General features: G+C 66.1%; 20 protein-coding genes and 2 tRNA genes. 13 read left to right on the top strand and 9 right to left on the bottom strand.

Features of this window, described 5'->3' with window-relative positions; translation table 11 throughout:
• Positions 1-9: 9 nt before the first annotated feature.
• The 3 genes from AC1DW4_RS11080 to AC1DW4_RS11070 form a co-directional block, all read right to left on the bottom strand.
• A complete protein-coding gene (locus AC1DW4_RS11080) occupies positions 10-1,560 on the bottom strand; it encodes an exopolysaccharide biosynthesis polyprenyl glycosylphosphotransferase (protein ID WP_477017326.1) in 1,551 nt (516 codons plus the stop codon).
• A 47-nt stretch (positions 1,561-1,607) separates the two neighbouring features.
• A complete protein-coding gene (locus tag AC1DW4_RS11075) occupies positions 1,608-2,441 on the bottom strand; it encodes an enoyl-CoA hydratase-related protein (protein WP_477017325.1) in 834 nt (277 codons plus the stop codon).
• 72 nt (positions 2,442-2,513) lie between these two features.
• Positions 2,514-2,605, bottom strand: a tRNA-Ser gene (locus AC1DW4_RS11070).
• A gap of 164 nt (positions 2,606-2,769) precedes the next feature.
• Between AC1DW4_RS11070 and AC1DW4_RS11065 the strand changes: the two genes are divergently transcribed.
• From AC1DW4_RS11065 to egtB, 3 genes are all read left to right on the top strand, one after another.
• A complete protein-coding gene (locus AC1DW4_RS11065; protein WP_477017324.1) occupies positions 2,770-3,075 on the top strand; it encodes an SCP2 sterol-binding domain-containing protein in 306 nt (101 codons plus the stop codon).
• A gap of 79 nt (positions 3,076-3,154) precedes the next feature.
• A complete protein-coding gene (locus AC1DW4_RS11060; protein ID WP_477017323.1) occupies positions 3,155-4,369 on the top strand; it encodes an acyl-CoA dehydrogenase family protein in 1,215 nt (404 codons plus the stop codon).
• A gap of 127 nt (positions 4,370-4,496) precedes the next feature.
• Positions 4,497-6,656: an ergothioneine biosynthesis protein EgtB gene (egtB, locus tag AC1DW4_RS11055; RefSeq protein ID WP_477017322.1), complete on the top strand. Its 2,160-nt coding sequence runs from the start codon at positions 4,497-4,499 to the stop codon at positions 6,654-6,656.
• Between the two features lie 70 nt (positions 6,657-6,726).
• Here the strand turns inward: egtB and AC1DW4_RS11050 are convergent, their stop codons facing one another.
• Together AC1DW4_RS11050 and AC1DW4_RS11045 are read right to left on the bottom strand one after the other, a co-directional pair.
• On the bottom strand, positions 6,727-6,954 hold the full coding sequence (locus AC1DW4_RS11050) for a con-10 family general stress protein (protein ID WP_477017321.1): 228 nt from the start codon (positions 6,952-6,954) through the stop codon (positions 6,727-6,729).
• A gap of 97 nt (positions 6,955-7,051) precedes the next feature.
• Positions 7,052-7,198 (bottom strand): hypothetical protein, encoded by a 147-nt coding sequence (locus tag AC1DW4_RS11045; protein ID WP_477017320.1) that lies wholly within the window; start codon positions 7,196-7,198, stop codon positions 7,052-7,054.
• A gap of 96 nt (positions 7,199-7,294) precedes the next feature.
• Here AC1DW4_RS11045 and AC1DW4_RS11040 point away from each other — a divergent pair, with 96 nt between their 5' ends.
• Positions 7,295-7,585, top strand: coding sequence for a hypothetical protein (locus tag AC1DW4_RS11040; RefSeq protein ID WP_477017319.1), 291 nt, complete (start codon positions 7,295-7,297; stop codon positions 7,583-7,585).
• Position 7,586: 1 nt separating this feature from the next.
• Here AC1DW4_RS11040 and AC1DW4_RS11035 read toward each other — a convergent pair whose 3' ends face one another.
• A complete protein-coding gene (locus AC1DW4_RS11035) occupies positions 7,587-8,288 on the bottom strand; it encodes an MBL fold metallo-hydrolase (protein WP_477017318.1) in 702 nt (233 codons plus the stop codon).
• Between the two features lie 179 nt (positions 8,289-8,467).
• Between AC1DW4_RS11035 and tig the strand changes: the two genes are divergently transcribed.
• From tig to AC1DW4_RS11010, 5 genes are all read left to right on the top strand, one after another.
• A complete protein-coding gene (gene tig, locus AC1DW4_RS11030) occupies positions 8,468-9,811 on the top strand; it encodes a trigger factor (protein ID WP_477017317.1) in 1,344 nt (447 codons plus the stop codon).
• 132 nt (positions 9,812-9,943) lie between these two features.
• Positions 9,944-10,837 (top strand): hypothetical protein, encoded by an 894-nt coding sequence (locus AC1DW4_RS11025; RefSeq protein ID WP_477017316.1) that lies wholly within the window; start codon positions 9,944-9,946, stop codon positions 10,835-10,837.
• A 98-nt stretch (positions 10,838-10,935) separates the two neighbouring features.
• Positions 10,936-11,577: an ATP-dependent Clp protease proteolytic subunit gene (locus AC1DW4_RS11020; protein WP_477017315.1), complete on the top strand. Its 642-nt coding sequence runs from the start codon at positions 10,936-10,938 to the stop codon at positions 11,575-11,577.
• 72 nt (positions 11,578-11,649) lie between these two features.
• Positions 11,650-11,970, top strand: a complete 321-nt coding sequence (locus AC1DW4_RS11015; protein ID WP_477017314.1) for a hypothetical protein — start codon at positions 11,650-11,652, stop codon at positions 11,968-11,970.
• 98 nt (positions 11,971-12,068) lie between these two features.
• Positions 12,069-12,839: a hypothetical protein gene (locus AC1DW4_RS11010; RefSeq protein ID WP_477017313.1), complete on the top strand. Its 771-nt coding sequence runs from the start codon at positions 12,069-12,071 to the stop codon at positions 12,837-12,839.
• On the opposite strand, the gene AC1DW4_RS11005 is transcribed toward AC1DW4_RS11010, so the two are convergent.
• On the bottom strand, positions 12,784-13,485 hold the full coding sequence (locus AC1DW4_RS11005; RefSeq protein WP_477017312.1) for an HAD family hydrolase: 702 nt from the start codon (positions 13,483-13,485) through the stop codon (positions 12,784-12,786). The two genes, AC1DW4_RS11010 and AC1DW4_RS11005, sit on opposite strands and share 56 nt — an antisense overlap.
• Positions 13,486-13,668: 183 nt before the next feature.
• On the opposite strand from AC1DW4_RS11005, the gene clpX reads away from it, so the two are divergent.
• From clpX to AC1DW4_RS10990, 3 genes are all read left to right on the top strand, one after another.
• A complete protein-coding gene (gene clpX / locus AC1DW4_RS11000; protein ID WP_477017311.1) occupies positions 13,669-14,934 on the top strand; it encodes an ATP-dependent Clp protease ATP-binding subunit ClpX in 1,266 nt (421 codons plus the stop codon).
• Between the two features lie 286 nt (positions 14,935-15,220).
• The gene (lon, locus tag AC1DW4_RS10995; RefSeq protein ID WP_477017310.1) at positions 15,221-17,623 is read left to right on the top strand and encodes an endopeptidase La; all 2,403 of its coding nucleotides are present in this window, start codon (positions 15,221-15,223) and stop codon (positions 17,621-17,623) included.
• Between the two features lie 145 nt (positions 17,624-17,768).
• A tRNA-Val gene (locus AC1DW4_RS10990) sits at positions 17,769-17,845 on the top strand.
• A 73-nt stretch (positions 17,846-17,918) separates the two neighbouring features.
• On the opposite strand, the gene AC1DW4_RS10985 is transcribed toward AC1DW4_RS10990, so the two are convergent.
• Positions 17,919-21,101: an autotransporter outer membrane beta-barrel domain-containing protein gene (locus AC1DW4_RS10985; RefSeq protein WP_477017309.1), complete on the bottom strand. Its 3,183-nt coding sequence runs from the start codon at positions 21,099-21,101 to the stop codon at positions 17,919-17,921.
• A gap of 305 nt (positions 21,102-21,406) precedes the next feature.
• Between AC1DW4_RS10985 and AC1DW4_RS10980 the strand changes: the two genes are divergently transcribed.
• The gene (locus AC1DW4_RS10980) at positions 21,407-22,657 is read left to right on the top strand and encodes a glycosyltransferase (RefSeq protein WP_477017308.1); all 1,251 of its coding nucleotides are present in this window, start codon (positions 21,407-21,409) and stop codon (positions 22,655-22,657) included.
• 19 nt (positions 22,658-22,676) lie between these two features.
• On the opposite strand, the gene AC1DW4_RS10975 is transcribed toward AC1DW4_RS10980, so the two are convergent.
• Complete coding sequence (locus tag AC1DW4_RS10975; protein WP_477017307.1) at positions 22,677-23,996, bottom strand: diguanylate cyclase domain-containing protein; 1,320 nt, start codon at positions 23,994-23,996, stop codon at positions 22,677-22,679.
• Positions 23,997-24,162: the final 166 nt, after the last annotated feature.

The following is a 24,162-nucleotide window of genomic DNA, read 5'->3' as shown; positions in this document are numbered from 1 at the left end:
GGACCCCGGTCATCGGACGGCCGCGCGGTCGCCCAACAGGACGGGCACGGTCACGGCCATGATCCACAGGTCGAGCCAGAGCGATTGCCGCTCGATGTAGCTGATGTCCAGCTGCACCCGGCGACGCACGTCCTGGGCGCTGTGCAGAGGGCCGCGCGACCCCTTGATGGCGGCCCAGCCGGTCATGCCCGGCTTCATCCGGTGGCGGTGGGCGTATTCGGCGACCAGGCGCGCGCTCTCGACCGCGCCGGTCTTCATTCCGATGGCGTGGGGGCGCGGGCCCACCAGCGACATCTCGCCCTTCAGCACGTTGAACAGCTGGGGCAGTTCGTCCAGGCTGGTCGAGCGGATCAGCTTGCCGACCCGGGTCACGCGGTCATCGTCGGTGGTGACCTGACGGCTGGCGGTGGCGTCGGCGGCGTCCGCCCGCATCGAGCGGAACTTCCAAACCACGATTTCCTCGTGATTGAAGCCGTGGCGGCGCTGGCGAAAGAAGACCGGGCCGGGGCTGTCCAGCTTGATCGCCAGCGCCGTCAGAAGCATGACGGGCGACAGCAGGATCAGAGCGATGACACCAACGATCAGGTCCTGCATCCGCTTGTTGAAGGCCCGACGGTCATCGTCGACAGGCCCGTCCAGAGAGGCAAGCGGAGCCTTGGCCAGCCGGTCCAGAGCCGCGCCGCGCTCGCCCGCGTCGGCCGGATCGACCAGCAGAGTGACTTCATTGGGCAGGGCGGACAGGCGGGAGGTCAGCTCGCGCACCCGCTTTTCCGCCTTTGGATCGATGGCCAGGACGATCCGGTCGACGTAGGGCGTCATGCGGTGCGTCATCAGCGCCTCCGCGTCGCCGAGCACGGGAACGCCTTCGATGCTGTCCGGCGAGCGCGCCAGGCGGTCGTCGAATACACCCAGCACATTGATGTCGCGCCGCTGCAGGGCCTCACGGATCAGGCGCTCGGCGTGGCGCGTCGCCCCGACCAGAACGATGTTCGGGGTCAGCGCGCCAGAGGCCCGCCAGCGAACAACCGCCTGGCTCCAGCCCAGATGCAGGCCGTAGAGCGCCACGGTGACCAGGGCGGTCCACAGAATATAGCCGGTCAGGGCCGGACTCGAACCGGTGAGCAGGGCTTCGAGGAGGATGGCGCACAGACCACCGCCCAAGGCCACGCCGGACACGGCCGCCAGATGAACTGGAACCTGTTGTCCCCGCGCGAACCGATAGAGGCCCAGCGACCGCAGCAGACCCAGGATCACGAAGGCACCGCCCGCCAGCGGGACGGCGCGAGACAGGGGCATGACCATCAGGCCGCCCGGGGTCATGGCCCAGCCGACGGCGAGGGTCAGGGCGACGACGACCGCCACGTCCGCGCTGCGGAACCAATGCACGGCCAGGCGAGACGCCCCCTTCTGTCGGGCGTTCAGCCAGACATCGGGTCGAAACGGTCCGCGCCGCGCCGCGCCCTGTGCCGGGCCTACCATTGACTTGGCGGCCAGAGCCTGCAGGCCCGGCGCGTCCAGCCGTGGTGCCGCCGCGCGGTCCAGGTCGAGGGCATTGGTCATGGGGGCACTCTGCACACCCCCCGTGGATGTCGCGTTAACGCGGCCGTCTAGGTGTCGGAAGCCAGTCCCCGAAGAGGCCGCAGCGGCTCGAACTGACCTGGCGATCCTGTCTGGCGCGCCTGTATCGCTCCCATGACGTCGGCGACGTTCCACAGCGAACCCTGCATGATCGCGGCCCATTCCAGGCCCTCGGCGACCGTGTGGTCCCGGGCATAGTTCAACGCGGCCTTTGACCCGGAAATCGCCAGGGGGGCCTTTGACGCGATGGCTTGTGCCATCCCCAGGGCGGTTGCAACGCAGGCTTCGGCGTCCGCCACCACCGCATTGACGAAGCCCAGTCGCTCGGCCCGTTCGGCCTTCAGCCCGGTTCCCAGATAGGCCAGCTCGCGCACGACGGCGTCGGGCAACTGCTTGGGCAGGCGTTGAAGACTGCCGACATCGGCCATCATGCCGATGTTGATTTCCTCGATCCGAAAATAGGCGTCCGCCGATGCCACCCGCAGATCGCATGCCGCGATCATGTCGAGCCCCGCACCGACGCAGGCCCCCTGAATCGCGGCGATGACGGGAAACCGGACCCGCTCCAGTTGGCTCAGGGCGTCCTGCAAATCCCGGGCGGCCTGATGAAAGGCCTGGCGCGCGGCGGCGGTATCCGTCTGCAGGATGGCACCGCCTGCGAAAACCGAGACGTCCATGCCCGCGCAGAAGTTTCGACCTTCGCCCGACAGCACCAGGGCCCGCGTGTCGCCGGCCGCGTCCAGGGCCTTCAGCGCCGGGCCGAACTCGTGCCAAAATGCGATGTCCAGCGCATTCGAAGCCTCCGGCCGCGCCAGCCGAAGGTGGGCCACGTGACCCTCGCGGGTGATCTGGAATGCGGTCATGACAGTCCCTTTCCAAGCCGAGCGGCACGTTGACGCCAGATTGGCGACGATCGATGCGAACAGAAAGGGTTCTGGCGGAGACGGAGGGATTCGAACCCTCGGTACCCCTTACAGGGTACGACGATTTAGCAAACCGTTGCCTTCAGCCACTCGGCCACGTCTCCGGCAGGACGGCTCGATAGCGGAGGGCGGGCGAACGCGCAATCCGCGTGGTGAATATCCGGGTCGCCGGTGCGCCAGGGCGAGCCGCGACTTTCCCCGACGTGATCTTGTGACCGGCACCGGGGAGGGATAGGGCTTTGCCTCCATCGCTTCCCAGGAGAGCAAAATGGCCGATCTGGCTCAGGTTACCGATCACATCCGCGCCGCCGTCGGCAACAACTCCGGTCTGGGCAAGACCGTGAAGCTGGACATGGGCGATGCGGGCAAGATCTACATCGACGGCGCGTCGGTGCCCAACACCGTGACCAACGAGGACAAGCCCGCCGATACCACCGTGACCGTCTCGTGGGACGACTTCATCGCCATGTCGGAGGGCAAGCTGGACGGCATGATGGCCTTCATGCAGGGCAAGCTGAAGATCGCCGGCGACATGATGATCGCGCAGAAGCTGATCCCGCTGCTGAAGCGCTGATCTTGCTCCGATAATCAAAACAAGACGCGGCGCGGTCCCACCGGGGTCGCGCCGTTCGTGTCTCGGGAGGACACCGACCATGGATTTCAGACATTCCGACAGGGCCTTGCATTGGCAGGAGCGCGTCACCCGGTTCCTGGACGACAAGGTGCTGCCGCGCGCCGCCGATTACTGGGCCGAGGTCCATGCCGATCACACGGTGCAGCCGAAGACCATGGAGGCCCTGAAGTCCGAGGCGCGCGACGCGGGGCTGTGGAACATGTTCCTGCCGGGCGATCACGGCACCGGTCTGACGAACCTGGAATACGCCCCCCTGGCCGAGGCCATGGGCCGCGCCGGTCTGTGGACGCCCGAGGTGTTCAACTGCAACGCCCCCGACACCGGCAATATGGAAGTCCTCCATATGTACGGGAACGCGGCCCAGCAGGAACGCTGGCTGAAGCCGCTGCTGGCGGGCGAAATCCGCTCGGCCTTCCTGATGACCGAGCCGGCGGTCGCTTCCTCGGACGCCACGAACATCCAGACCTCGATCGTGCGCGAGGGCGACGAATACGTCATCAACGGCCGCAAATGGTGGTCGACCAACATGGGTCACCCGAACGTCGCCATCTCCATCGTGATGGGCAAGACCGACACCGAGGCCGCGACGCATGCACAGCAATCCCAGGTCCTGGTGCCGACCGACACGCCCGGCTTCCGCGTCGAGCGCATGCTGACGGTGTTCGGCTATGACGAGCGCCCGATCGGTCACGCCGAGGTCGTGCTCGACAACGTGCGCGTGCCGGTCGAGAACCTGATCGCGGGCGAGGGCAGGGGGTTCGAAATCGCGCAAGGGCGTCTGGGGCCTGGCCGTATCCACCACTGCATGCGCGTGATCGGCGCAGCGGAAAAGGCGCTTGAGCTGATGTGCGAGCGGCTGCTGAACCGCACGGCCTTCCGCAAGACCCTGTCCGAGCATTCGGTCTGGGAACAGCGCGTCGGCGAGGCGCGCACCAATATCGAGATGTGCCGCCTGATGGTGCTGAAGGCCGCCTGGATGATGGACAACGGCGGGGCCAAGAACGCCAAGTCCGAGATCGCCCAGATCAAGGTCGCGGCCCCCAAGATGGCGCTGCAGATCATCGACGACGCCATCCAGGCCTTTGGCGGCGCCGGGGTCTCGGCCGACACGCCTCTGGCCGAAATGTACGGGACGGTCCGCACGCTGCGGCTCGCCGACGGGCCGGACGAGGTCCACAACCGCACGATCGCTCGCCTGGAATACGCCAAGCACGGCGGTCGCCCGGTTCGATAGTCGAGTGACAGCAGGCGTCAGCAATGACGCCTGCGACCTCTCGTTCCGGCAACGAAACCAGAACGACCGTGTTAGCGTAGGCTATGGCGAAGGACGGGTCTGTCCGGCCCCACACGGAGCAGATCCGATGACACCCTCTCCCCGGATCGCAACGCGCGATACCGATGATGTCTTGCGGTTCCGGACCGTAAGGGCGGCGATGCCCGCACTGGCAGAGGGCCTGTCCGTCGAGGATTTGACGGCCCAGTCCATGCCGGACGCCAGCCCCGCCAAATGGCATCTGGCGCACACCAGCTGGTTCTTCGAGGCGATGATCCTTGCGGCCGACCCCGACTATGTGCCGGTCGATAGCCGTCTGCAGCAGTTGTTCAACTCCTACTACGAAAGCCTGGGTCGCCGTGTAGAGCGCGGCGAGCGCGGGCTGATGACGCGACCCGGGCTGGACGAGGTCATGGCCTATCGCGCCGAGATCGACCGGCGGATGGAGGCGCGGCTGGAGACGGGCCTGACGGGTGACATGGAGCGCTACCTGTTCGTGCTGGGCCTGCATCACGACCAGCAGCATCAGGAGCTCTTCCTGATGGACCTTCTGCATCTGATGTCGCGTTCGCCGATGGATCCCGCGGCCTATTCGGTCGAGCCGCGCCCCGGTGGCGCGCGGCAGCCTTCCCGGGGCGGGGCGACCCGGTTCGAGGGCGGGCTGGTCTGTATCGGTCACGATGGGCAAGGCTTCGCCTTCGACAATGAAGGCCCCCGGCATCGGGTGTGGCTGGAGCCCTTCCTGCTGGATCACGATCTGGTCAAAAACGGGCAGTGGCTCGATTTCATGGCCGACGGCGGCTATCGGCGGCCGGAGTTCTGGCTGGCCGACGGCTGGGCCACTGTGAAGGCCGAAGGTTGGGCCGCGCCTCTGTATTGGCGCGAGGATGACGGCGTCTGGACGGTGCTGGGTCTCTCAGGTCGCGCGCCTGTCGATCCGGACGCGCCCGTGCGTCACATCAGCGCCTACGAGGCTGAAGCCTTCGCCGCCTGGTCGGGCAAGCGTCTGCCGACCGAGGCCGAATGGGAAAGCGCGGTCGCGACCGCGCCGGATGTGTTCTCGAATCTCTTCAACGAGGTCTGGCAGCATACATCAAGCGCCTATTCGCCCTATCCCGGCTTTCGCCGGACCGAGGGCACGGCGTCGGAATACAACGGGAAATTCATGGCCAATCAGCGCGTGCTGAGAGGCGGCAGCCTGGCAACCCCGCCGGGACACGCCCGGGCGACATACCGCAACTTCTTCTATCCGCAGCAAAGGTGGGCATTCATGGGTTTGAGACTGGCTGCGGATGCACCTGCGGGACAACGTCCGCGCATCGAGGACGTCGAGACCGCGAGGTTTCGAGCCGAACTGATCGCGGGTCTATCCAAACCACAGAAGGCCGTGTCGCCAAAGTGGTTCTACGACGCGGCGGGATCCGACCTGTTCGAGGACATCACCCGCCTGCCGGAATACTATCCGACGCGGCAGGAGGCGGCCCTGCTCAGGACCATGGCACCGCGTCTGACGGCCGGGTTCGGTGACAACGCCGTCCTGGTCGAGTTCGGATCGGGGGCCAGCGAGAAGACGCGCATCCTGCTGGACGCCGCGCCGACCCTGTCGACCTATATCCCCATCGACATCAGCCCCGATGCCCTGAACGCGGCGTCCGAGCGGATCGCCGAGGCCTATCCCCACATCGACGTCGTCCCCGTGGTCGGCGATTTCCTGAACCTGCCGCCGCTCCCGGAACTGGGTCGTGGCCGTCGCATCGGCTTCTTCCCCGGCTCGACCATCGGCAATCTGGAGCCGCAGCAGGCGATCGCCTTTCTGGCCAATGCGCGCGAGCGTCTGGGACCCGGCGCCCTGTTCATCCTGGGCGTGGACCTGGTCAAGACCACCGACGTGCTGGTCGCGGCCTATGACGATGCCTCGGGCGTCACGGCGGCGTTCAACCAGAACCTTCTCGTCCGGGCCAATCGCGAGCTCGGAGCCGATTTCGACCTGAGAGGCTTCCGTCATCGCGCGATCTGGAATGCCGAACAGTCGCGGATGGAGATGCATCTGGAAGCGACGCGGGATCAGATCGTGAGGATCGGCGACGACCGCTTCGAGTTCCGGGCCGGCGAAACGATCCACACCGAGAGCTCGCGCAAGTTCACGCACGACAGCGTCTCGTCAATGGCGGTGGCTTCGGGCTGGACCGTGACGGCGTTCGAGGCAAGCGACGAACCCTCGGTGGCCATCGTACTGCTGTCGAACTGAGGGGTACGAGCAATAAAAAGGCGGCCGGTGATCCACCGGCCGCCTCTATTTCGTTCGTGAGGATGGTCGCTTACTCGGCCTGACCTTCGACGTCGTCCGGGCGGCGTGTGCCGTGCGAGGCTTCACCCCCCTTTCGACCGGCCTGAGCGGCCAGGCTGCGATCTTGCGAGAAGCTGCGCTTTTCGCTTGGAACGCTTGCTCCCCCCTTGCGGGCAATCTCGCGTTGGCGTTCCGGATCCATGGAGGCGAAGCCCCGTTTGGACACGCCGGAAGGGCGGGTTGGCTGACCTTGGGCCATTCTGAACTTCCTTTACTGATGTATGCTGGCGGTTGAATAGCTAACCCCATCCGACCGCCAAGGTTCCCAAAGCCCCGCGATTTCAAGCCCGTGCGAATCAGATGGCGCCTGGACGATCGAAGTCGCCGTCGTTGTCGCCGGGCTGGGGCGGCATCTCATCGGGCGTTCCGGCAGGATCGATTTCAGGTTGTGCCGGGACCGGATCCATCGGCGGGATTTCAGGCTGGGGGGTCGGGTCGGTCATGGGGCGATGCTCCGGGCCGGAAGTGGCCTGTCAGGGGAACCGCGCGCACGGCCTTGGGTTCATTGCGGCAGTATCAAACCTGCTTGAGGACGCCTGATGACCGACTTCCAATCGAACCCGACCATCGACGATATCGTTGATGATGTGGACAGCGAACGCGCCCGGCTGGACCGCGCGGGCGATCGCTGGATGGAGCAGGGCGAAGACCGCGCCTTCGCCCGCGACCAGGGTCTGCGCCAGGCCGTGCGCAGCGACATCGACACCGGACGCGAGTGGGCGCGCGAACGCGCGGCCATCGCGCGCAGCCAGATCGAGGAAGAGCCGCTGAAGGCCTCGCTCTATGCGCTCGGCATCGGCGTGCTGATCGGTATTCTGCTGCGCCGCTGATCTAGGCTGGACCGGACGCGGCCCGCACCGGCCGCGTTCCGGCCAGGGCAGCATCGGACACGAAGGGGTTGGTGCGACGCTCTTCGCCCAGGGTCGAGATCGGGCCATGGCCTGGCACGAAGGTCACGTCGTCGCCCAGCGGCCAGAGCTTTTCGACGACCGACCTCACCAGGGCATCGGGGTCGCTCTGCGGGAAGTCGGTGCGCCCGACCGAACCCTTGAATAGGACATCGCCGACCTGGGCGAAACGTGCCGCGGCGTTGTAGAAGATGACGTGGCCGGGCGTGTGGCCGGGGCAGTGGTGCACCTGCCAGCTCGTATCGCCCAGGGTGACGACGTCGCCCTCGTCCAGCCAGCGCGTCGGGAGGAAGCTGCGCGCCTCGGGTAAGCCATACATCTGTCCCTGGGCGGGTATGCCGTCGATCCAGAACTGGTCGGCCGGGTGGGGACCGACAATCGGCGCTCCGGATTTTTCCGCCATTTCCGCCGCGCCGCCTGCGTGATCGAGGTGTCCGTGGGTGATCCAGATCTGGTCCAGCGTCAGCCCGCGACGGGCGACCTCGCCCAACACGGCGTCCACGGACCCGCCCGGATCGATCACGGCGGCCTTCATCGTGGAGGTGCACCAGACGGTCGTGCAGTTCTGTTGCAGGGGGGTGACCGGCGTCACGAACACGCCGACGGGGGAGGGACTGTTTGCCATGACCAAGAGATAGCGAACCGGGCGGTCCGGTGAAACCGCCTTCGCGTTGACCTTTGGCGTCCCTCTCGACATAAGGGCGGGCTTCGAGGTGCCGCTCCGACAGGGGCGGCCCTTTCTGCTTTACCCATCCCTGCGCGCGCACTCGTCAGTGGTGCCGCCCCAGAGCGTCAGATTCCGCCATGCAAGTCGTCGAAAAGTCCACCGAAGGTCTGAGCCGCGTCATCACCGTGACCGTGCCCGCCACCGAACTGAACGCCAAGCTGGACGCCAAGCTGGCCGAGTTCGCGCCGAAGATGAAGCTGAAGGGCTTCCGTCCCGGCAAGGTGCCCGTCTCGCACGTTAAGAAGACCTTCGGCCGCGAGATGATGGGCGAAATCGTCAACGATACGATCAACGAGACCAGCCAGAAGGCCCTGGACGAAATCAAGGTGCGTCCCGCCGCCCCGGCCGACATGAAGCTGACCTCGGACATGGACAAGGTCCTGGCCGGCTCGGACGACCTCGCCTACGAGATGGCGCTGGAAGTCATGCCCGAGTTCACGCCGGTCGATCCGAAGACCCTGAAGCTGGAACGCCCGACCTATGAGGCGTCGGACGCCGATCTGGACGAGGCCCTGACCGAACTGGCGGGTCAGGCCAAGAACTACGAAGACAAGAAGGGCAAGGCCGTGAAGGCCGCCGACGGCGACCAGCTGACGATCGACTTCCTGGGCAAGCTGGACGGCGAACCCTTCGAGGGCGGTGCCGCCGAGGACGCGGATCTGGTCATCGGCTCCAACCGCTTCATCCCCGGCTTCGAAGAGCAGCTGAAGGGCGCCAAGGTCGGCGAGGAGAAGACCATCGAGGTCACCTTCCCCGAGGACTACCAGGCCAAGAACCTGGCCGGAAAGCTGGCCACCTTCGACGTCAAGGTGAAGGCCATCAAGGCCGAGGCCCCCGCCGTCGTCGATGAGGACTTCGCCAAGCGCATCGGCCTGGAGAGCCTGGACAAGCTCAAGGAACTGCTGCGCAACAACCTGAACCAGCAGTACGCCGGCCAGGCGCGATTCAAGCTGAAGCGGGGCCTGCTGGACGCCCTGGACACCGCCCACAGCTTCGATCTGCCGCCCAAGATGGTCGAGGCCGAGTTCGACGGCATCTGGCAACAGGTCGAGGCCGACAAGGCCGCGGGCAATCTGACGCCGGAAGACGCCAAGAAGTCCGACAAGGCGCTGAAGGCCGAATACAAGAAGATCGCCGAGCGCCGCGTCCGCCTGGGTCTGGTGCTGGCCGAGATCGGCCGGGCCAACAACGTCGGTGTGACGGATCAGGAACTGAACAACGCCATCATGGCCGAGGCCCGCAACTATCCGGGTCAGGAGCGTCAGGTGCTGGACTTCTATCGCCAGAACCCCAACGCCGCCGCCTCGATGCGCGCCCCGATCTATGAGGAGAAGGTCTGCGACCTGATCTTCGGCATGGCCGATGTGACCGATACGCCGATCACCAAGGAAGAGCTGCTGAAGGACGAAGACGAGGGTTGATGGCCAGGCACCGCGCGCCGGCGCCGGCGCGCGGCCTTGTTTCCGCCAAGTGTCGTGCCTGAAACGACGGTGCCCTGACCCGAACACGGTTCGCGGCGAAGGTCCGCTCAACATCGGATCGGGAGCGTCTTCATGTTGATCGGGGTTATCGCGGCCTTGGTGCTGGGGTCGGGTCAGGGCCAGGACCCCGAACCGACCCGGCTCGGTGATATCATCGTCAATGCGCCACCGACCGAAGCGCGCGCCTTGGGGTTCATCGACCGGGTCGCGGCACCGCCCAACGGGCGACGGCTGGCCCGGTGGGAACGCAGCCTTTGCGTCCGCGTCGCCGGTCTGGACGCATCCTATGCCCAGTTCATCGTCGATCGCGTTACGGCCGTCGGTACCTCGGTCGGTCTGAGGCCAGGGCAGCCGGGATGCAAACCGGACGTGCTCATCATCTTCACCGCCGACCCCGACGCGGCCGCCGGCCGACTGATCGACGAGGATCTGGATACCTTTCGACCCGTGCGCTATGGCGCGACCGACCGGGGCGAAGCCGCGCTGGAACAGTTCCACCACTCCGACGCGCCGGTGCGCTGGTGGCATGTCAGTGCCCCTGTCAGCATCCTGACCGGCGAGGTGATGATGGCCACCGATGACGGCCCCGCCATCATGAACGCCCCGAACGCTTCGCATATCGGATCGAACACCCGCGAGGCGCTGCAGCGGGCCATCATCATCGTCGATGCCAACCAGATCGGCGAAGTCTCGTTCGGGGCTCTGGGCGAATACCTGGGCATGGTGACGCTGGCCCAGGTCGAGCCGGGGGCCGACCTGACGGGCTATCAGAGCGTGCTGAACCTGTTCGCCGGCACCACCGGCCAGCGCATCACGGACTGGGACCAGGCCTATCTTCAGGCCCTTTACGGCGCCCGGGGTGATCAACTCCGCTATTTCCAGCAGGCGACCGATATCGCCGAACGCATGGCCGAGCGCGCGACAGGATCACGTCCGACGCCGGATTCGGGCGAATCCCGCAACTGATGAAGCTGGCTCGCTTGCATAGCCGGCACCCGAACGCGATATGCTGAGAGAACGGCGCGACGCCCGAGTCGCCGCCCACAGCATCCGAGAAGGCCTGAATGCGCGATCCCATCGACTACATCTCGAACAACCTCGTCCCCATGGTGGTGGAGCAGTCCAGCCGGGGCGAGCGGTCGTTCGACATCTTTTCGCGTCTGCTGCGCGAGCGGATCATCTTCCTGACCGGCCCGTTCGAGGACGGCATGGCCAGCCTGATCTGCGCCCAGCTGCTGTTCCTGGAATCGGAGAACCCGAAGAAGGAAATCAGCATGTATATCAACAGCCCCGGCGGTCAGGTGACCTCGGCGCTCGCGATCTACGACACCATGCAATACATCAAGTCTCCGGTTTCGACCGTGGTCATGGGCATGGCCGCCTCGGCCGGGTCGCTGATCCTGACGGCCGGTGAGGCGGGTCAGCGTATCGCCCTGCCGAATGCCCGCATCATGGTTCACCAACCCTCGGGCGGGTTCCGTGGCCAAGCCTCGGACATCGAACTGCACGCCGCCGACATCCGCTACACCAAGCGCCGCCTGAACGAGATCTACGTCCACCACACCGGTCGGACCTATGACGAAGTCGAGAAGACCCTGGACCGCGACCACTTCATGGACGCCGAGGCCGCCAAGGAATGGGGCATCGTCGATCACGTCTACGACAAGCGCGAACAGGCCGACGCGGACGGTGTGAAGACCGTCTGATTTCTTTGATCTTTGACAACGAGGGCGCGCCACGATCGGCGCGCCCTTTTTGTTTTGTGGTATCAGCGCCCCATGCAGCATACACGCGACCTCAAGGGCATCGTCACCGTCGACGGCGACGACTACGAATGGGAAGTGCGCCGTCAGCCCCAGCGCACGACCGGCAACGAATGGCAGGGCATCGGTGTGGCGCTGAAGCTCGTCGATGGCCAGCGCGAGGCCCTGGTACAGTTTCCGATGGTCATGCGCGCCAGCGGCATCCCGAACTTCGAACGCCAGCGCATCAACGTCGAGAGCATCAAGAACGCCGTCGCCTCTGCCATCGCGGCGGGCTGGAACCCGACCTCGCGCGGCAAGGTCGTGGTCTTCGACGTGGATGCCGACGGCCGCTGATCCTCTGGCCCCCGACGGGTTTCGTCAGGCGCGCGACGCGGCCCGGCGTTGCAGCCGACGACCCCGATGGGCTAGCGTCCCCCGCAACGGGGGTGGACGTGACGGAACCGGATTCGAGCCCGAAGCGGCTGACCAATGTCGCGGGCGTCATCGGCCTCGCAACGGCCGTGATCGGCCTGGCCGGCACCGGTCTGGCCGTCTGGGGCGGCAACAAGCCTGCGCCCGGCGCGCCGGGGACGCCAGCGGTCACCGCGCCCGTCGAGGAAAGCCTTGAGGGCGTCCCCGCCCTTGTGGACGGCCACATGAGCGGCCCCGCCTATGTCGATTTCATCGCCGGCAATACGCTTTGCTACGAAATGGACGAGGACGGCGACTGTCAGGCGACGGTCAATCTGATCCAGCGTGGACCACGCACGTTTCGCATCCGGCTGATGCTGGCGACCCGTATTCCGGATCCGGCCTATGATCCCGTGGATCTGGCCATCGTGGACGACTTCGAGACGCACAGGCTCGGACGGCCAAAGGGCATGATGAAGGTCGACGAGGTCGACTACACGGTCACCCGCGACAGCATCTGTATCACGCCCGAAGTCCGCGCGGCCGGTGCGACCCGATCCCTGGCCTTCGGCATCAAGAACGACGGCAGCATGGTGCCGGTGTCATCGGCGGGTTTGACGACCTTCCGCGAGCGACTGCGCGAATCCTTCGCCAACGAGTCCATCGCCGCGCGCCAGTGCTGGCAATATCGGCTTGAAGGCAAACAGCTTCGTCAGGATTATTTCATCGACGGCGTCCTTCAGGCCGATGACGCGATCATGTTCGGCTATCTTCCGACCGACGCGTCGCCTCGGCTGCGCCTGCCCGAATAGTCGGTCGGCCCTTGAACACGCGAAATCCCGCGATGTCGGCGATGGCCAGCATCTCGGTGTCGCCCGAGGTGTCGCCATAGGCGGCCGCGAGCCGCAGATCCGGACCGAAAGCGGCCTTCAACCGCAGCACCTTTTCCTGCCCCCGACAGTTCGGACCCTCGAACGCGCCCGTGAACCAGCCCTTTTCATCGGTGACGAGGTCGGTGCCCAACAGGGCGTCCGCGCCCAGCCGATCCGCGAACGGCCGAACCGTCAGGCAGGGGGAAGCGGTCACGATTGCGCGATATGCGCCGCGTCGACCCCAATCGTGCCAGACGTCCAGAGCGTCCGGCCGCATCAGGGTGTCCCACCGTTCGCGGGCGAACTGTTCGGCTTCGATGCCCAGCGCCAGCGCGCCCATATAGGGCAGAAAGCGCCGAACGGCGGCTTCCTTCAGCTTTTGACGGTCGCGGTCCAGGGCGTATGCCGCAAGCTGGGGTGCCATGGCCAGAAGCCCGGCGCGCCAGCGTTCGGAACCGACTTTCCACTTCAGGAAGGCGGTGAAGCTGTCGCGCACCGTCAGGGTGCCATCGAAATCGAAGGCCACGACGGGCTGTCCCGGCATCGGTGACTGGCGAATCACGCCGCTGGTTCCCATGTCACCCATTCGCCTTGATCGTCTTCCAGCCTGAACCGTACACCCTCTGTCGTCTGCGCCGCGCCTTGGCGGGGTTGTCGCGGCCGTTCGGATGGGGGATTGTCATTTTTTGAATATCTTCGCGTCCATAGTGGTGGAATCATTGCGAAGAAAGCGCGTTCCCCCTCCCGGGCGCGAGAGTGAGAAGGGTCCATGACCAAAGCTGCCGGCACCGACGCCAAGAGCACCCTCTACTGCAGCTTCTGCGGAAAGAGCCAGCACGAGGTGCGCAAGCTCATCGCCGGACCGACCGTGTTCATCTGCGATGAATGCGTCGAACTGTGCATGGATATCATCCGCGAAGAGCACAAGATCGGCTTCAAGAAGGCCGGGGCCGACGGCGTGCCGACGCCCAAGGAAATCCGCGAAGTCCTCGACGACTACGTGATCGGGCAAAGCCACGCCAAGAAGGTGCTCTCGGTCGCCGTCCACAACCATTACAAGCGCCTGAACCACGCGACGAAGAACAACGACGTCGAACTGGCCAAGTCCAACATCATGCTGATTGGGCCCACCGGCTCGGGCAAGACGCTGCTGGCCCAGACGCTGGCCCGCATCATCGACGTGCCCTTCACCATGGCCGACGCCACGACCCTGACCGAGGCCGGTTATGTGGGCGAGGACGTCGAGAACATTATCCTGAAGCTGCTTCAGGCGTCCGACTACAACGTCGAGCGGGCCCAGCGCGGCATCGTCTACATCGACGAGATCGACAAGATCAGCCGCAAGTCCGACAACCCCTCCATCACCCGCGACGTCTCGGGCGAAGGCGTGCAGCAGGCTCTGCTGAAGATCATGGAAGGCACCGTCGCCTCCGTGCCTCCGCAGGGTGGTCGCAAGCATCCGCAGCAGGAGTTCCTGCAGGTCGACACCGCCAACATCCTGTTCATCGTCGGCGGCGCTTTCGCCGGGCTTGAAAAGGTCATCTCCGCGCGCGGTGCCGGGGCTTCCATCGGTTTCGGGGCCAAGGTCAAGGACGTCGACGAGCGCCGGACCGGTGACATCCTGAAGGGTGTCGAGCCGGACGATCTGATGCGCTTTGGCCTGATCCCGGAGTTCATCGGCCGTTTGCCGGTCCTGGCCACGCTGGAGGATCTGGACGAAAAGGCCCTGGTCACCATCCTGACCGAGCCGAAGAACGCCCTGGTCAAACAGTACAAGCGTCTGTTCGAGATGGAGAACGTCGGCCTGACCTTCACCGACGACGCCCTGAACGCCGTCGCCAAGAAGGCGATCACGCGCAAGACCGGGGCCCGAGGCCTGCGTTCCATCCTGGAAGGCATCCTGCTGGAGACGATGTTCGAGCTGCCCACCTTCGACGGCGTTGAAGAGGTCGTCGTCAACGCCGAGGTCATCGAGGGCAACGCCCAGCCTCTGCTCATCTACGCCGAGAAGAAGAAGGCCGACGGCGCGGCCTGATCGCGTCGTCCGCGCCACACTGGCGCGAGGTTGAAACTTGCAGCCCCGGGGTCGAAAGGCCCTGGGGCTTACTCGTTTCGGCAGAAGTCCGCACGGAATGACTGGCTCTCGAGATAAACTCGGGTTCCGTGGACTGATCGTCCGCAACGCTTGAACCGGACGATCAAGGGGCCACATACTCACTCGAACGCCGTCGGAATCGACGGGCCTCTTCACAGGTGTCGCTGCATATCGCGGGGCATCGGGGGAGGCGGGCCGGAGATCGTCAATGGCCCAGGAGCGCATTATGTCCGAGTCCAAGATCCTTCCCGTCCTGCCTTTGCGGGACATCGTCGTGTTTCCCCACATGGTCGTGCCGCTCTTCGTAGGGCGCGAGAAATCCGTGCGGGCGCTCGACGAAATCATGAAGGGTGAAAAGCAGATCCTGCTGGCCACCCAGAAGAACAGCGTCGATGACGATCCGTCGCCCGATGCCATCTATCCCGTCGGCGTGCTGGCCACCGTCCTGCAACTGCTGAAACTGCCCGACGGCACGGTCAAGGTGCTGGTCGAAGGCAAGGGCCGGGCCCAGCTGACCCGCTTCACCGACCGCGAGGAGTATTTCGAGGCCGAGGCCGTCGAGATCGAGGATGACCTGGGCGAGCCCTCACAGGCCGAGGCTCTGCTGCGCGCCGTGGTCGAGCAGTTCGAGAACTATGTGAAGCTGAACAAGAAGGTCCCGCCCGAGGCGCTAAGCTCCATTCCCCAGATCACCGATGCGTCGAAACTGGCCGACAGCGTCGCCGCCCACCTGTCGGTCAAGATCGCCGACAAACAGGCCCTGCTGGAAACCATCGACGTGCCCAAGCGGCTCGAGAAGGTCTACGGCCTGATGGAGGGCGAGATTTCGGTCCTGCAGGTAGAGAAGAAGATCCGCTCGCGCGTGAAGCGTCAGATGGAGAAGACCCAGCGCGAATATTATCTGAACGAGCAGATGAAGGCGATCCAGCGCGAGCTGGGCGAGACCGACGACGCCCGCGACGAGATCATGGAGCTGGAGAAGCGCATCCGTAAGACGCGCCTGTCCAAGGAGGCTCGCACCAAGGCCGAGGCCGAGGTCAAGAAACTGCGCAACATGAGCCCGATGTCGGCCGAATCGACCGTGGTGCGCAACTACCTCGACTGGCTGCTGGCGATCCCGTGGGGCAAGGCCAAGCAGAAGCCGATCGACCTGGCCAAGGCCGAGGACATCCTCGAGGAGGACCACTACGGCCTCGAGAAGGTCAAGGAGCGCATCATCGAGTATCTGGCGGTGCAGGCGCGCACCAACAGCCTCAAGGGTCCGATCCTGTGCCTGGTCGGCCCTCCCGGCGTCGGCAAGACCTCGCTGGCCAAGTCGATCGCCAAGGCGACGGGGCGGGAATACGTCCGCATGTCGCTGGGCGGGATGCGCGACGAGGCCGAGATCCGCGGTCACCGCCGGACCTACATTGGGTCCATGCCCGGCAAGATCATTCAGTCGATGAAGAAGGTGAAGACCACCAACGCCTTCATCCTGCTGGACGAGATCGACAAGCTGGGGGCCGACTGGCGCGGGGATCCTTCCAGCGCCCTGCTGGAGGTGCTGGATCCGGCGCAGAACAATGCGTTCGGCGACCACTATCTTGAGGTCGACTACGATCTGTCCAACGTCATGTTCGTGACCACGGCCAACAGCCTGAACATGCCCCAGCCCCTGATGGACCGGATGGAGATCATCCGTGTCAGCGGCTACACCGAGGACGAGAAGGTCGAGATCGCCAAGCGTCACGTCCTGCCAAAGGTGACCAAGGACAATGGCCTGACCCCGGCCGAGTTCGTGGTGCCCGAGGACACCATCCGCGACCTGATCCGCTACTACACGCGCGAAGCCGGCGTCCGGTCGCTGGAACGTGCTCTGGGCGGGCTGGCGCGCAAGGCCGTGCGCGAGATGTCCAAGGAGAAGACGCTGTCGATCACGGTCGATAGCGCCAAGCTGGCCGACTACGCCGGCGTCAAGAAGTACCGCTATGGCGAGACGGACGAGGAGGATCAGGTCGGCATCGTCACCGGCCTGGCCTGGACCGAGTTCGGCGGCGACATCCTGACCATCGAGGCGATCAAGATGCCGGGCCGGGGTCGCATGACCGTTACCGGCAACCTGAAGGAGGTGATGAAGGAATCCATCTCCGCCGCCGCCTCCTATGTCCGGGCGCGCTCGCTCAGCTTCGGCGTCAAGCCGCCGGTGTTCGAGAAGACCGACATCCACGTCCACGTGCCGGACGGCGCCACGCCCAAGGACGGCCCGTCCGCCGGCGTCGCCATGACCGTGGCCATGGTCTCGGTCCTGACCGGCGTGCCGATCAGGAAGGACATCGCCATGACCGGCGAGATCACCCTGCGTGGTCGCGTGACGGCTATCGGCGGCCTGAAGGAGAAGCTGCTCGCGGCGCTGCGGTCCGGCGTCAAGACCGTGCTGATCCCGCAGGAGAACGAGAAGGACCTGGCCGACGTGCCCGACAATGTGAAGGGCGCGCTGGAGATCGTGCCGATATCGACGGCCGACGAGGCGCTGAAGTGGGCCCTGACCGGCTCGCTGACGGCGGTGGAGTGGGACGAAGTGGCCGAACCCCTGAACCCCGCGCCCGCCACGGTGCCGCCGATCGACGGCACCACGGTGGTCAGCCACTGACCCAACGGGTCTCCTCCCCATACGCAGGATGGGGCTTGCGGTCGGCTCGTAGACGAGCCGACCGCAAGGCGCGGCCGTTCTTCACGGAGGTGGCGGAGGGGTTCTGGACGCAGCCTCGATCTACAGGCAAACAGAGCGTCTGGATGGGCGGCTAGCTCAGCTGGTCAGAGCATCTCGTTTACACCGAGAGGGTCGGCGGTTCGAACCCGTCGCCGCCTACCACCTCCATCGAAAAGGCCGCCGGAGCGATCCGGCGGCCTTTGTCGTTTTCGGGCTGAGGCCTCCGGCCCCGCCATCAGAACTTGAAGCTGGCCCGCAGCAGCAGGCTGTAGCGGATGTAGTCCTCGATCTTTTCGGCGTCGGCCGTGATCGACAGCTTGCCCAGATCGTTACCAACGCTGAGGCTGAAGCCCGCGATCGGTCCCCCGCCTTCGATCGTGTCAGGCGTGAGCTTGAACGCCGAACCCGTCGAGACGAACCTGGCCGTGGTCGCCCCCGGATCGACCGAGATGTTCTGACGCCAGCCCAGCCGCACCTCCGGCCGGATCCAGCCGTCCTGACCGAACCCATAGCCGATGTTCACCGCCGCCACCGTAGAGAACAGGTGGCCATCGCGACTCTCGATGTCCAGATTGAAACTGTCGTTGGGGCCTTCTTCGGTGTGTGCGTCCTCGTTGAGCGAGAAGTACTCGGCGTAGACCTCGGGGCGGACGCTCAAGCGACCGAACTTGCGCTCGTATGAGGCACCACCGGCCAGCGCCAGGGTGAAGCCGTTCCAGCTGGAGGTATTCTGGATATTGATCGCCGTCGTCACGATCTGACGGGTCGAATCGAAGGTTGCATAGCCGCCGGCCGCGCGCGCCCAGGTCGTCCAGGCCTGACCCTGGGCCCGCCAGTAGAGGCCCAGCTCCACCAGATTGGCCGTCAGGACCTCTTCGGCCTCGGCCTCCGGGTCCTGGATGTCGGACGAGGTGAAGGCCAGGGAGAGGCCGAGCGCGCCCAGAGACGATCCGCGCTCGACACCGCCGGCGACGCCGAAGCCCTCGGACCGGAAGCCATAGGAATCCGTCTTGTCCTTGTCGGCGTAGAAGTTGATTTCCTGCAGCCAGGCGCTGGTCTCGCCCGGCGCGACGGTCGCGTTGCGACCGGTCAGGGCGCGGGTGACGGCATCGACGCCGGATGCCAGCGACAGCAGCGGACCTCCCGAGTGATCTGGCAGGACCTGTTCGTAGAGCTCGATGAAGCCGTCGCGGGTGCCCTGCGACGTGAAGGCGTTCAGCAGCGCGCCGCTGCCCGCCAGGCCGGCATAGAAGGCGTCGAAGGCCTGGGCTTCGACCGGAATCAGCCCCGCTTCGGCCGCCGTGCGGCGTCGCGCATCGATGTAGACGTCGCCCGCGGCCACGTCCGTGCCCGCCGTGACGATGAACAGATAGGGCGAGTTGGCCTGAACGGCCGTCTGATCGATCGTCCCGGCGACCAGGGTGTTTGCGTCGATGATCGTATAGCGCTGCGCCGATGTGATCAGGGAGTTGAACCGGATTCCCAGGCCCGCGCCGTCGGCCAGGGTCGCCGTGCCGTTGACCTTGAACCCTGAACTCGTGCCCGTCGCCGGATCCAGGGTGACGATCAGATCGCCGTCGGTTCCGATGTTCAGCCGCGTGACGTTGGTGGCGGTGGTCTGACGCGCGTCCAGGGTGCCCTTGGTGATGTCGACGGTCAGCAGGCCGTCGCTGTCGGTGATCGCGCCCTGGACCCGTGCGCCGCCGGTGATCGCCAGCTGGTCGGCCCCTGCGCCGAACGACACGTCACCCAGGATCGTACCGTTTTCGGCCGCGAGAACGTCCGCACCCGACCCGAAGCGGATGTTGCCCGCCGTGATGGGTTCCAGCGAGTTGGGCACACCGTCGCCGTCCGTGTCCGGATCGGCCGCGCTGACGGTGCCGGTGACCCCATACTGACGATAGGTCACGCCCGTCGTGTTGGCGGAAACGTCGATCGCGGTCGTGACGCCGGTGATCAGGCCCGTCGTGTCGTTGGGGGCCAGCAGCGCCTGAATGGAGCGGGTATTGGTGATCGAGGTCAGCGTGCCTGACGCGTCGCGAATGGCTGTCGTCGACGCCAGTCCGCCGGTCGCGGATGCCAGCAGTGAGCCGCTGTTGTTGAAGGTCGGCAGACTGGCTCCGGCGGCGATGTCGACGCCAACAACCGTCTGGGCGGCCGTCGTGGCCAGAGCGCCCGCGGTCAGGGAACTGGTGTTGTCGAAACGGGGCGTCGTGACTCCGCTGTTGATCCGATATCCGGTGGCCCCGGCCTCGGTTCCGATGGCGACGACCGCCCCCTCGTTCCGGATGCCACCGTCGATGGTCACGGTCTGCCCGCCGGCGACGCCCACCTGGACGGCCGTGGCGCTGACGCCGTCATAGACGCCGTTGGCGCTGATCGAGCCCCGGTTGATCAGGCCGTAGGCGTTGTTGCCGGTCCCGGCGACTCCCAGGGTGATGCCGCGTGTCGCCGAACCGACCGTCAGGGCTGCGGCGCTGCCGAAGGCGTTGAGCTCGGCGTTGCCTTCGGTGGCGTCAGGGATCCCGTCGCCGTCTTCGTCGGTGCTGTTGGGGTCGCTGTCGGTGGGGCGGATATCGAGGACGACGCCGCCGGCGACATTGCCGGCGATCAGGACGGTCGATCCGCCCTGCAGCAGGTCGTCGGGCTCGAGCTTCGAGATCTGTGCTGCCGTGGGGCGCGATGAGTAACGATAGCCGGTCGACGAGATCTGACCTTGCAGCGTGACCCGACCGCCGACATCGCCCTGGATGTTGACCGCGTTGGCATCCAGGCCCTGGGCCGTGACCGTGCCTGAGACGTTGACCCCGCCAGAGACCGACGCCGTCGTGCCGACCGCCGCCGCGTTCGTTCCCACGGCGCGCAGGGTGCCGAAGTTGGTCAGGTTGCCGACCAGAGCCCGCTCGACCGAGATCGCACGCGCGTTCGCGCCCTCGACCAAGATGCTGCCTGAGGTTTCGACGAGCACATTGCCGGTGAGTGCCGTCGGACCGATCAGGCGCACGCCAAAGCGATTGGATCCATTGGCCAGGGGACCATCCAGGTCGCCGTCGCTGTCGGTGTCGGGGTAGGTGTCGATATCGTCGCTGACCGAAATCGTGCCGCCGACGGTGACGTTCGCGGTATCGGCTCCCGGTCCGACCAGGATCGCGGTCGTGCCGTCGGAACTGGCGGGCAGGGTCAGATTGGATCCGCTGTCCAGATCGACGCTGTTGTTGGAATCGACCGTTACGGCCACGCCGCTGGTCACGGTGATCGATCCGCCCGAGGCGAATCGGATGTCGTCACGCGCGGTGCCGGTGGCATTGGAGGTCTGGATCGGCGTGGTCCGAACCGTCGAAATGACAACCTCGGCCCGCGCGGCGGTGACCGCCATCAGAGGGGCAAGCGCCACCGCGGTCGCAAGCAGTCTACGCATTCGCAAAGTTCACCCCAGAAGGACACGCCAGAAGGCGCGGGGCCTTCTAACAGGAGGGCCGCCACCTGTCTCAAGTTTCGCGAATTTGAGGCGATTGCAAGGCTAAAGCGGCCTGCTCAGTCATGTAGCGCGGGTTTGCAGATGGGTGTTGCCGGGCGCGCCAGCCAGGGACCGATCTCCCGGCGAACGGGCTTGAGCTTGACCGTCGCCGGGCGTAGGGGCGTTCGATGGCAACGCGCAAATCGTCCGCACGCATCCAAAAGTCCAGACCTAGCGTTACGCGCCGGTCGCCGGAGACCGACTTTATGACCATGACCGATCTGGACGTGCAGGAAGGCGAGCTGCGGCTGATCCCCGGGCTGGACGAGGAGGTCGCCGAGACGCTGCGTGTTCTGAAGGCCTCCACCGCCGATCCGCGGCCGCGGATGGTCGATACCACCATGCTCTATGCGCCGCGATCGGGCGGCGTGAAGCGTTATCTGCTGTCCAAGAAGGCCTGGATCGAGGCGAACCGCCCCGGTGTCGCGCATTCCCTGATCGTCCCCGGCGCGCGCCATGAGGCGGGCAAGGACGGCATCATCAAGCTGCACGCCACCAAGCTGCCGTTTGGGGACGGTTATCGCTGGCCCAGCTCGGTCAAGCGTTGGGCCGCCTGGGTCGCGTCGGTCAAGCCGTCGCTGATCGAGGCGGGTGATCCCTACACGCCGGGGCAGGGTGCCCTGGAGGCCGGTCAGCGGGCGGGATGCCCGGTTGTCGGCTTCTGCCATTCGGACCCTGCCGGCCTGGCGGCGCTGCATTTCGGCGAATGGGCCAAGAAGCCGGTGGAGAAGCGCTGGGCCCGGCTGTTCGGACAGTTCGATCGCGTCATCTCGCCCAGCCGCTTCATCGCCCGCAGGCTGGAGGAGGCCGGCGTGCGCGACATCGTGATCCGTCCCCTGGGGGTCGAGATCGACACCTTCCGTCCCGACCGGCGCGACCGCGACTGGCTGCTGAAGCGGCTGGGCCTGCCGAACGATGCGCGTTTGCTGTGCTTCGCCGGTCGTCCGGCCCGCGAGAAGAATATCGATGTCCTGATCGAGGCCGTTCAGAAGCTCGGCGCGCCCTACCACCTCGTGCTGGTCGGCGCCGGCGCCGGCATGCCGGCCGAGGACCGCGTGATCGCCCTGCCTTACGAGCGCGACCCCCGCGCGGTGGCCCGCATCATCGCCTCCTGCGACGCCTTTGTTCACGCCAATGACAAGGAGCCCTTCGGCCTGATCGTGCTGGAGGCCATGGCTTGTGGTCGTCCGGTCGTGGGCGTCAATGCGGGCGGTGTCGCGGAAACGGTGACGGATCAGGTCGGTCAACTGGCCCGCAGCGCCGATCCCGATGACTATGCCCAGGCTATCGCGGCCCTGTTCGAGCGTGACATCGATGCGATCGGCGCGGCCGCCCGGGTTCATACCGTCGAGAAGTTCGCCTGGAACCGCGTCTTCGAGGACCTGTGCATGACCTATAGCGAGGTCAGCGGAAAAGCGGCGTTCGTGACCCCGGCCGAGGCTCGGCCGGTTCACTGATCGGCCTGGTCAGACGCCCTCAGACCAGGGCTGATCGCGCGGCATACAGGTCGGCCGAGGCACGCTCCAGGACCGCCGCCGCGCTCTCGCCCGGCATCAGCTCGGCCGATCCGACATGAAAGTCGGCGACGAACGGCGACCGGTCCGGGCCCGCGTCGAAGGCCGTGCAGCCGATGACCGCCGCGATCCTCTCGGCCGCCAGCCTCGAAGCCCCCGCAGGGGTCGCAGGCAGGGCCAGGGCGAAGACCTCGGGGGCCAGTCGCGCGGCCGTGTCCTCGACACGGACCAATCGGGAAACCATCGCCCCGATCTGCGGCATGGCCCGGTCCAGCCAACCGCCGGCGCGGGCGCGGACCAGGGCTTCGGTATCGCCCAGCCGCAGCACACAGACCGACAGAGGTCTGCGTCGCGCGGTCGCCGCCTCCGCCACCCGGCCCAGGTGGCTCGCGAACAGGGTCCGGGTGAACAGACCGGTGGATGGATCCATGATCCCGGCACCCCGCGCGCCTTCCAGTGCCTTGCGGATCGCCAGGTGGCGGCGATGGGTGCGGGCCAGCGACAGCACCCGGGCGGCCGTGTCCGGTTCCGGCGTGTCGGCCGCCGCGACGTCCGAGAAGCCCCGGTTGAACAGTTCGCTCAAGTTGATCTCGCCCTCGCTGCGCAGATAAAGGGCCAGGGGGATGTGATACAGGCGGGTGTTTCGCTTCATGCCCGACGCGATGGACAGGGCCGGGGCGTGGTCCGGCGCGCCCCAAAGCACCGCCGCGTCGAAGGCGGTCTCGTGCAGATAGTCGAAGGCGGTGTATGGCGTCGGGGCCGCGATCACCTCTGCCCCCGCCGCGGTCAGGGTGTTCGACAGGGCCAGGAACCGGTGGTCCGGGGCTCCGGCGATCAGGATCTTCAAAGGGGCCGGATCGGGCGCGCCTGGGTCCAGGGTCGCGCCGTGCAGGGCGAAGGTCGCCTGGCGAAGGCGGAACTCCTCCTCGGCGATGGCGGCGCGGACCAGCTGTTCGATCCGCAGGGCGGCCTGTGCGGGGTGTGGGGCCTGAACGGCCACCATGTCGAAATCGCCGCCTTCCTCCAGTCCTTCGCCGATGCCGACGATGGGCAGGCGGCGCGCGCCCGCCGCACTGCGCAGCGCGTCGGGCAGGGCGGCAATCTCGGGGTGATCGGCGTCCAGGATCGCGACTTCCAGCGCGAAGTCCGTCAGGGCGGCTACCGCAGCGGCACCGCTGCGCGCCGTCATCGTGCGCCAGCCCAGCGAATCCAGCCCGCGGCACAAGGCCTCGATCCGTTCATCGGTCGCGGCGACGACCAGCACGCGCGGCTCCTGACCCAAGACGTCGTCTCCTCATTCGCCGGACAAGCGCCAACGGGCTTCGTGCAGGCATGCGCCGTATACCGACGCCGTCCCGGTCGGCGCAACGCCGCTGATACCGCAGCGAGCGAAAAGCACGGGACGGTGGACGCTTCCCATGGGGCTGCTTTACGATAGGGTCACAAAC

The sequence above is a fragment of the Brevundimonas sp. P2_A6 genome (assembly GCF_056404975.1).
This window is presented reverse-complemented; position numbering and strand designations above follow the sequence as displayed.

Bases quoted from the DNA above. Each gene is read 5' to 3' on its own strand.
- AC1DW4_RS11015 (WP_477017314.1), top strand. From the start codon at position 11,650: ATGCAGCATACACGCGACCTCAAGGGCATCGTCACCGTCGACGGCGAC.
- tig (WP_477017317.1), top strand. From the start codon at position 8,468: ATGCAAGTCGTCGAAAAGTCCACCGAAGGTCTGAGCCGCGTCATCACC.
- AC1DW4_RS11020 (WP_477017315.1), top strand. From the start codon at position 10,936: ATGCGCGATCCCATCGACTACATCTCGAACAACCTCGTCCCCATGGTG.
- AC1DW4_RS11040 (WP_477017319.1), top strand. From the start codon at position 7,295: ATGACCGACTTCCAATCGAACCCGACCATCGACGATATCGTTGATGAT.
- AC1DW4_RS11075 (WP_477017325.1), bottom strand. From the start codon at position 2,441: ATGACCGCATTCCAGATCACCCGCGAGGGTCACGTGGCCCACCTTCGG.
- AC1DW4_RS11080 (WP_477017326.1), bottom strand. From the start codon at position 1,560: ATGACCAATGCCCTCGACCTGGACCGCGCGGCGGCACCACGGCTGGAC.
- clpX (WP_477017311.1), top strand. From the start codon at position 13,669: ATGACCAAAGCTGCCGGCACCGACGCCAAGAGCACCCTCTACTGCAGC.
- AC1DW4_RS11050 (WP_477017321.1), bottom strand. From the start codon at position 6,954: ATGGCCCAAGGTCAGCCAACCCGCCCTTCCGGCGTGTCCAAACGGGGC.
- lon (WP_477017310.1), top strand. From the start codon at position 15,221: ATGTCCGAGTCCAAGATCCTTCCCGTCCTGCCTTTGCGGGACATCGTC.
- AC1DW4_RS11005 (WP_477017312.1), bottom strand. From the start codon at position 13,485: ATGGGTGACATGGGAACCAGCGGCGTGATTCGCCAGTCACCGATGCCG.
- AC1DW4_RS11035 (WP_477017318.1), bottom strand. From the start codon at position 8,288: ATGGCAAACAGTCCCTCCCCCGTCGGCGTGTTCGTGACGCCGGTCACC.
- egtB (WP_477017322.1), top strand. From the start codon at position 4,497: ATGACACCCTCTCCCCGGATCGCAACGCGCGATACCGATGATGTCTTG.
- AC1DW4_RS11045 (WP_477017320.1), bottom strand. From the start codon at position 7,198: ATGACCGACCCGACCCCCCAGCCTGAAATCCCGCCGATGGATCCGGTC.
- AC1DW4_RS10985 (WP_477017309.1), bottom strand. From the start codon at position 21,101: ATGCGTAGACTGCTTGCGACCGCGGTGGCGCTTGCCCCTCTGATGGCG.
- AC1DW4_RS11025 (WP_477017316.1), top strand. From the start codon at position 9,944: ATGTTGATCGGGGTTATCGCGGCCTTGGTGCTGGGGTCGGGTCAGGGC.
- AC1DW4_RS11065 (WP_477017324.1), top strand. From the start codon at position 2,770: ATGGCCGATCTGGCTCAGGTTACCGATCACATCCGCGCCGCCGTCGGC.
- AC1DW4_RS10980 (WP_477017308.1), top strand. From the start codon at position 21,407: ATGACCATGACCGATCTGGACGTGCAGGAAGGCGAGCTGCGGCTGATC.
- AC1DW4_RS11060 (WP_477017323.1), top strand. From the start codon at position 3,155: ATGGATTTCAGACATTCCGACAGGGCCTTGCATTGGCAGGAGCGCGTC.